7 protein-coding genes are annotated in these 8,429 nt (G+C 42.2%); 2 read left to right on the top strand and 5 right to left on the bottom strand.

The features are described from left to right. A partial coding sequence (locus HWQ58_RS37370) for a hypothetical protein (RefSeq protein ID WP_292873750.1) occupies nucleotides 1-1,157 on the bottom strand: 1,157 nt, incomplete at its 3' end. Between the two features lie 317 nt (nucleotides 1,158-1,474). Between HWQ58_RS37370 and HWQ58_RS37365 the strand changes: the two genes are divergently transcribed. Next, complete coding sequence (locus tag HWQ58_RS37365; RefSeq protein ID WP_292873748.1) at nucleotides 1,475-2,644, top strand: YafY family protein; 1,170 nt, start codon at nucleotides 1,475-1,477, stop codon at nucleotides 2,642-2,644. Between the two features lie 92 nt (nucleotides 2,645-2,736). On the opposite strand, the gene HWQ58_RS37360 is transcribed toward HWQ58_RS37365, so the two are convergent. From HWQ58_RS37360 to fni, 3 genes are all read right to left on the bottom strand, one after another. Then, nucleotides 2,737-2,976, bottom strand: a complete 240-nt coding sequence (locus HWQ58_RS37360; protein WP_292873746.1) for a hypothetical protein — start codon at nucleotides 2,974-2,976, stop codon at nucleotides 2,737-2,739. 522 nt (nucleotides 2,977-3,498) lie between these two features. Further along, nucleotides 3,499-5,334 carry a signal peptide peptidase SppA gene (gene sppA, locus HWQ58_RS37355; protein ID WP_292873744.1) on the bottom strand — a complete coding sequence of 612 codons (1,836 nt, stop codon included), beginning with the start codon at nucleotides 5,332-5,334 and terminating at the stop codon, nucleotides 3,499-3,501. Nucleotides 5,335-5,531: 197 nt separating this feature from the next. After that, a complete protein-coding gene (gene fni / locus HWQ58_RS37350; RefSeq protein WP_292873742.1) occupies nucleotides 5,532-6,581 on the bottom strand; it encodes a type 2 isopentenyl-diphosphate Delta-isomerase in 1,050 nt (349 codons plus the stop codon). Between the two features lie 153 nt (nucleotides 6,582-6,734). Here fni and HWQ58_RS37345 point away from each other — a divergent pair, with 153 nt between their 5' ends. Then, entirely contained in the window at nucleotides 6,735-7,319 is a 585-nt protein-coding gene (locus HWQ58_RS37345; RefSeq protein ID WP_292873740.1) for a Uma2 family endonuclease, read from the top strand. 241 nt (nucleotides 7,320-7,560) lie between these two features. Here HWQ58_RS37345 and HWQ58_RS37340 read toward each other — a convergent pair whose 3' ends face one another. Next, a complete protein-coding gene (locus HWQ58_RS37340) occupies nucleotides 7,561-7,953 on the bottom strand; it encodes a hypothetical protein (RefSeq protein WP_292873738.1) in 393 nt (130 codons plus the stop codon). Between the last annotated feature and the right edge of the window lie 476 nt (nucleotides 7,954-8,429).

The raw sequence follows: 8,429 nt of genomic DNA, 5'->3' as shown, positions 1-8,429 counted from the left end.
GTCTTACTTATCCTGACTGATTTTCCCCCTCTTTGCAAAAAACTGGGATGCTCCCCAGCCAAGCCTGGAGGTAGTAATTGGAAGCCACTTTGCACTTTAATCAAACTTCCTTGTCCTGAAGCTGCTTGTAAAGTGCGTTCTAAATGACGCTCATCTATCTTGATGCCAAATCCCAAATACAGAAACTGCTTTAGTTTGTAGCTTGAAACCACTATCTCAGAATTGCTTGTTGCCTTGCCGATTGCCCACAAGCCAAACAATCCCTTCTGTGTTACTGTGCAATCTTTAATGGTTGCATGAAAATTAATGTTCAAGGCAAGTAATTTCCAACTTGCTACCCAAGACTCCACTTCTTTGGAAAATCCATTATTCTTGCGCTTGCCATTCTTTGTAGAATTCTCTGAATCCTCGTCGCTTCTGGCACTGGACTTCGAGCTTCGCGAACCTGAACCTGTAGTTAAATTCCACTTGTCTTCTATTGAGCGATCAAGCACCTGTGCAAGAACTTTTCGCGCTTGTTCTTGTCCCGACAGTCGCAGCCCAATCATATCTCTCTCAACAATCAAGTCAGCACTCTTGCCAATCCATGTAGCGGTATTGTTGTCATACAATCTGACGCTTTTGAGAGTCTCATTCAACTCAGCGCGAGGAACTTCCTCTCGTCCATCAACATCCAATGAGTACAAGAGAACCAGATAGGTCAGCCTACGTCCAGCATCTAACCTGTTTGCAGCTTTAAGCCGCGTTTCCATTAGCTGTAGTTGTTCACCGTTGTGTCGGAAAATCTGTTTTAATTTGTCAGCATCAATTCCATTAGCAGCAGCAAGTTGAGCAACTGTATCAATTGTAGATTTATTGTTCTCATCGCTGGATTCGTCGTTGAATAAGGAAAGTTGTTGAGGTTCGGCATTACTGAAATCACGAATCACAGGACGACCATTAGGTGGTTTTCCTGGTGTCATTTGCCCACCAACGATCGCCGCGATCGCAGCACCACCCCAGCTAATACCTACTTCGTTGCTCAGAGCAGCCTGAATCTCGCGTGAGTAACCTTTGCTGGTTTCAACGAATTTTAATGTGTTGATTACAGAAGGTAGACTACCCCCATTGCTTGATGCCGATCCGTTATGCCCTTCATCTATTGGGGTTCCACACATTACACATCCTTTTGCACCAGGAAGAAGCATTTCACTACAGTTTTTACATCGAATCTGTTGAAGACAATTAGAACAGTAAAACCCATTGGCAGTCAAAGAATGTTGGCAAGAAGGACAGGTCTGCATATTATTTAGTCTCCAAAACTCTATTTGAACTGCATCTTACAAAGAGATTTAGATAGAGCGCGACTATTTGGCAGTATTGGAGGCTATAGAGTGAAATCTTTAGGAGCTATACTTAGCAAAAGTTTTAAACTTTTTAGAAATTACAGGCTAATACTTTCTTATTATTGACATTTCTGAGTGAAATATAGTTTATGAAGCATTCTTATGCTGGTCTTCCTGCCTTCGAGCGACTTTTACTTTTAATTGCTACGTTGCTCCGCTACCCAGGGGTTGGTTATATTGATTCCATGCAATCTAACTCTGAGAAATCTCATCATAAATTGCAATTAGTACAATTGTACCTCCAGAAAGTAGCAAGTGAATTGAATGTAGAGCTACCCCTTTATTCGCGTCATACCATCCAAAGTGATTTGAAGACTCTTCGCCGCTATGGGCTTTTAGATCGGCGACCTTACCGATGGGGTTACTATATTGGCACAGCAGCAATGAATTGGGAAGAATTACAAGTTGCCCTCAATGCCCTACACTCTCAGGCAAGGTATCAGGAAGACCCTCAAATTAACCAGATTTATAAAAGACTAACGCAACGATTACGGGGGTTAAACCTGAAAGATGAGATGTTTTATCCGGTGAGAACCCAATTAAACCGAGTTATTGTCTACACCGATCCACAAGAAATGATGGCCAAGGGCAAATATCAAAGCCGAGGCACACTATTTGAAAAACTAGATGCACTTGAAGCCGCAATCGTTAAAGGGCAAGCAGTTGAGCTTTATCGCTATCGTAATCCTTACAATCCCGAAAAAACCGGATATGAGCAAGTTTACCCCTTACAACTGATTTATGCAGACATTGCCTGGTATTTATTGCAGGAGAACTACAAGGATGGTCATCTTGTAGTATCACGTATTGATCGCTTTAGCGATCACTTTAAGCTGCTGGATAGCAAAGGCCGAGGGTCAAATATCCAATGGAAAAGCTTGCATGTCGCTCATCGGCTCTTAAGAGCAGGTTGGGGGTTGAAGTTGGGTTCAAGAGAAGATCAGCGACGGGAGATTTGTGGAGAACTAGAGCTTGTGCAAGTGCAAGTTCGATTTTTTCCTGAAGTTATGGAATTTATTCAAGAAGGCGAGAAACGACATCCTAAGCAAGATATCAAACCAGGACCAAAGGGAAAAGATGGCAAATTTGCTTACGTAGATTACATTGTTAAATTGCCTAAGCGATCGCTGGAGGAGTTTTGTCGCTGGGTGTACCGCTTCATGGGCAATGCTCAGTTCATCTCTCCTCAATATCTAGCTGAACAACAACAGAAATTTGCTCGTGCATTAATAGATCGGTATTCTTCCAAAGCCATATAAATCAGGATGATTGACCCTCAAAGTGGAGGCACTGGCTAATTAATACAGAAACCTAATCTAACCCGAAGTTTCGGGTTAGTGGTAGTTCATGCTCAATCTTCATTCCGTAACTGCCAGACTGCACCAAAAGCGGCCCCAGCCCCAGCTAACAATCCAGTACTCATTCCTTGGATAGTTTTTTGAAATGGATCTTGGGTTAGGCACTCACTTGTAACCTTACTGTCATCCAAGCAGAGATTACTTTCTGCCCAACCAGCAGTACCTCCTAAAATTACACCAGTGATACTACAAGAAACAATTAGCAGCAAAAGACGTTGTGTTTTTCTAGCCATAGATGGATGTTTTACTCAATTTTGTATTTTAGACTTTAAAGTGGCTTGGTATGTAAATACACTTGATCTAGATAAAAAATTTTAGATTTTTCCATACTTGAGCCAGTGTTTAACCAGGCTGCTTCAGCAAAATTCCAAATCTAAAATTCTGTCTAAGGTTGGAAATTTGTAGTTGACTCTCAACTACTTTACACATCCGGGCAGTAAATGTCAGCTGGTTTATGGCTGATGAGGCAAACTTATGGGCCTCGCTGTACTGGTCTGTCTTTAAAGTTATGGGTAAACAATTTCATAGTAAGGACTTTGGTCTTTATTTTCTCAATACTAAAATCCTGACTACAAAGCCTCAAAACTAGTTTCACAAATTAGTATTCGGTAAGTTTTGCCTAATACACTTGGGTTAAGGGTTATTGGTGTAGGTAATTGGTCTTTCAAGACGCAATAAATCGCGTCTCTACAATCTGCGTTTTGGGTTTGTCTGAACTGTATTGACTTTTTGCCCACTGATGCTCAAAAAAATATCTACTCAATCTTCAAGTTGAAAGGCAAGCGGGCATAAACCCCCTGTGGATCGTTCATCTTTTGTAAAATCTCTACTTCCTGTTGCAATTTTTGGAATTCAGCGGTGAGGGGATTGACTGATTTGAGTTGCGTCCCCTCAATCCCTAAAGCAGTCCGCACCTCTTCTGTTGCACGCCCAAAAAAGCGTTCTCTGAAACTGCTAGTGCGAGGATATTCTTGCACTTCCCAGTCTTCTCCTAGTTTCGCCTGCTTGGCAGTGTATGCGATCGCAGTATTCAAACCACCAATTTCATCCACCAAACCAATTTCTTTGGCCGCCACACCCGACCAAACCCTTCCTTGGGCAATTTCTGCTACTTTTTGTTCTGGGAGTTTCCGACCTTGAGAAACTTTATTCAGAAACATATTATAAATACGGTTAACACTGCGCTGATAAATTTCTAACTCTTGAGGCGATTTCGGACGCGAAACTGTTTGACTATCAGCATAGCGTGCGGTTTTCACCGAATCCCAAGTAATACCATTATCATTAGCCAGCTTTTCCCCATTAAATAAGATCCCAAACACCCCTATGGAGCCTGTAATCGTATTTGGTTCTGCAAAAATGCGATTAGAGTCGCTAGCAATCCAATAACCACCAGAGGCGGCGACATCACCCATTGACACCACAACTGGTTTTACCTCACGAGTTAATTTCACTTCTCGCTGCATGACTTCGGCTGCGGTAGCACTACCACCAGGACTATTAATTCGTAATACAACAGCCTTCACATCTTTATCTTGTCGTAGTTTGTTGAAGATTTTCGCAAAGCGATCGCCTCCTACTTGCCCATCTTCTCCTTTGCCATCGACAATCTCGCCTTCAGCATAAACAACGGCGATTTGATTTTTGGAGTTACGTTCTACACCCAGAGATTTACCAGAAACTTGGGCGTAGCTATTCAGGCTAATTTGTCGGAATGTTTTGTCTTCTTTATCGCTATTTGTCAACTTTTTCAGGTCAGCGACAACTTCATCGGGGTATTGTACTCGATCGACTAAACCTCTAGTTTTGGCTTGTGTGGCTTCTAGTAAGGATTGATTATCTGCGATCGCCTGCAATTTATCAGGCTCAATTTTCCGACTTGCGCCCACAGCAGTGCGCCACTCTCCCCAAACATCATCCAACAATTTCTGAGTTTGTTCGCGGTTTTCTGGACTCAATTTTGTGAGGATAAACGGTTCAACAGCTCCTTTAAATTTCCCTACCCGCACGACTTGAACACCAATACCATATTTCTGCAATGCTCCCGCTAAGAACATTGGTTGTGAACTCAAACCGTTGACTTCCATCATCCCCAGAGGATTAAGGACAATGGAATCTGCCACTGAACTAAGGTAATATTCCTTTTCACTCCAATCACTGCCATAAGCGACAATCTTTTTCCCCGCAGCGCGAAACTCCTCTAGCGCTTTCCGAATTTCTTTCAGAGAGGCATAGCCGACGCTACCAGTTTGGCTTGTGTTCGTTGCATCCACATAGACCCCGATAATGCGCGGATCGCGCCGCGCCTTTTCCAAAGTTTCCACAACTTTGCGGAGTGCCATTCTATCTTCATCCACACCTGATATTGTGTTTTGAAACAGTTCGCCTGAACTAGGTTCGCCATCAGTAATTTTCATTGACAAGTCAAAAACCAGCACTGACTTATCTTTCACATTTGGCCCGGTATCTTTAGAGGAGCTAGCAGCCAATATCAGCAAGAACAGTCCAGTGGTTCCCAGACCAGCGAAAATAATTAGTCCTAGTAAAGTGCCAACTAAACTAGCAAAAGTTTGTTTGATAAAATTACGCATTAGTTATTAGTTATGTTATTGGGAATTGGGCATTGGGCAAAACAGTTCCTCTTTTCCGAGTTCCCAGTCCTGAGTAAAGAAGCGAGATTTCCAACTCAGCACTCAGCACTCATGACTCAGCACTCTTGAGGGGCATTGGGCATTTACAAATGACAAATGACAAATGACAAATGACTAATGACTAATGACCTATTTACTTATTCTATGCGCTGTAAACTGCCAGAGTGCTTTAACTGATACAAGGTGGTGTTGCCAGTGCAAAATAAGACTGTAGTGATTTCGGCGATTAATACCTCAGTGAGTTCCGTAACTGCTGTCTCTGATGTTGCTGCTGCTTGCAAGAAAGGCATTGCTAAACCAGCTATATCTGCTCCCAAGGCGATCGCAGCTGCAACATCCAATCCATGACGCAAACCTCCTGAAGCAATTAAGGGCACATCTTTGGCGATCGCTCTAATAGTTGTAATGCACTCTGCTGTCGGTAAACCCCAATCGGCAAACGTCCTCCCTAAGCGACGCTGCAATGGATTTTCTGCCCGTTCGCTTTCTACTTTTGCCCAAGAAGTACCTCCCGCACCCGCGACATCAATTGCTGCTACCCCAGCGGCAAGAAGTTTTTGTGCGATCGCTGCTGAAATACCGTTACCAACTTCCTTTGCAATCACTGGTACTGGCAATTTTGAGCATAATGTAGAGATTTTGTCAAGTAAACCCCGAAAATTAGTATCACCTTTGGGTTGAATGCACTCTTGTAAAGGGTTAATGTGTAAAATCAAAGCATCAGCTTCTAAAATATCAACTACGCGCAAACATTCATCTAAGCCGTACTTGTAGTTAAGTTGCACAGCCCCCAAGTTTGCAAGTAGTAGAACGTCAGGGGCATACTTGCGAACAGCAAAAGTATCAGCCACCTGGGGCTTTTCCACCGCTACTCGCTGGGAACCGACACCCATTGCAATTTTGTAGTGTTGTGCGACTTGGGCCAAACGTTGGTTAATAATCGCGGCTTGTTCTGTTCCGCCAGTCATGGAAGAAATTAACAAGGGTGCGTCAAGGTTTTTTCCCAGAAAAGTTGTACTGATATCAATATCGTTGTGGTTGAGTTCGGGTAAGCAACAATGGGTGAAACGATAACGTTCCAGTCCATTGGTGATTTTATCGCACTGAACGTCTTCTTCTAAACAGATGCGAATGTGATCGGCTTTGCGATTCTGAGTTTGTGCAGAGATATTGGTAGGGGGGTTCACTGGTGGGTATGGCTAAAAGTATTGGCTTGCGATCGCTATTGTTACATTGTCTGCAATCGTATTTGTATAACAAAAATATTTATTTTCGCTATCTTTCGGGTACGTTACGCTATTGATAACAGAACCATTCCCCCATTTGGTGAGTTAATTAATATGGTTTTACAAACACAAAAGCACTACACCCCTGAAGAATATTTGGAATTAGAAGAGAAGGCTGAATATAAAAATGAATACATAGATGGAGAAATTATACCGATGACAGGGGGAACAACCAACCACAACAAAATTGCAGGTAATTTTTATAAAAAATTTCCCCTGACAGTGCAAGGACAAGAATATGAGATTTACATAGGGGATGTGAAATTATCAATCCCTCGTTATCGTCTTTATACTTATCCTGATGTTATAGTCATCAAAGGTAAGCCTATTTATGAGGGAACAGGTACAACAACTATTACTAATCCCTTATTAATTGTTGAAGTCTTATCAAATTCAACTAAAAATTATGACAAAACAGATAAGTTTAAATATTATCGTTCAATTTCTGGTTTTCAGGAATATATTATGATTGACCAGTATAGTTTTGCTGTGGAACAATTTGCCAAGCAAGCAGAAGGACAATGGATTTTTAAGGAATATGAAGGTGAAGAAGCAGTTTTAGTCTTAGATTCTATCGATTTTCAAATTACCTTGCGTGATATTTATGAACGGGTGAATTTTGAGTTGATTGAGGAATAAAACTGCGATCGTGCGATGCCTGCGGTTTTTGCTAGCCTACACCAAGCAATGGGCATCATTCACCGTGAATGATGCCTACTTATTGCTCATTATCGTAAATCAAAGGGTTTAAGACCCCTACCTCTACAGGTAGCGCAGAGCTTCGGACACTCCGCCTCCTTTTCATTTTCAGTCGGGGCTTAAATCCCCGTCTGAAAATGTCTAAAATGTTTGAATGCGTGAATGCGTGAATTTTGAATTGTTAAGCCGTCTGTGTAGAAGCCGCTTTTGAGTCTGTGGTCGATTTTAACCGGGTGATAGTGGCTTTACGAATGCGATCGCTTTTGCGTACTCCGCCTGTCATTTCGTATTCCCGGCTGTCTTTGCCATACTTCAACACTACACCACTAACTAAGCGTTCTGAAGTTTCGCGAATGGTCTTTTCAAGGGTTTCTATTTCTGCCTTTGCTGTGTCAAGGGCGGTTAACATCATATTATATTGGTCAATCTGGTTGCGAAGCTGCCCGGTTAACTGGGTTAAATGATTTACACTGATAGAATCACCAAAGTCGAGGCTAGAATCAATTGATTTAAATCCAATTACTCTCTGTTCGGTTTTTTCTAGCACGTTAGAACTTCTTTTTTTGCGTGGCATCAATGCACACCTTTTACTAAAGTTATCTTTCTAGAGTGTCTCAATGGAGCAATGTAGTGGTTCAGTAAAACTTGCAAAAAAGGGTGTTTTTTATAATAAGATTGAGTTGCTAGCTCAGTAATTACACGACGCTACACAACAAATGGTTGAGAATGGACTTGTGTTGGGAACCAATGGACTTGTGTTGGGAACCAATAGACTTGTGTTGGGAACCAATGGACTTGTGTTTTGAACGAATAGACTTGTGTTGGGAACCAATGGACTTATGTTCTGAACGAATAGACTTGTCCGCTTGATTACTTATTCAACCCAAAGAAGCCCACCCCAAGAATAAGGCTACGGTGTACATACAAGTCTGAAATAGCTGATTAACCAAGGTTTTACCCCACCCTAACCCTCCCCTTGAAAAGGGGAGGGAACAGGATTTCTTGTTTCCCCCCTTGGAAAGGGGGGATTAAGGGGGGTAATTCGACCGA

Source organism: Nostoc sp. LPT, assembly GCF_017115165.1.
In the GTDB taxonomy this organism is placed as follows: Bacteria; Cyanobacteriota; Cyanobacteriia; order Cyanobacteriales; family Nostocaceae; genus Nostoc.
The sequence above is the reverse complement of the archived record's forward strand: the minus strand, read 5'-3'. Positions and strand labels throughout refer to the sequence as shown.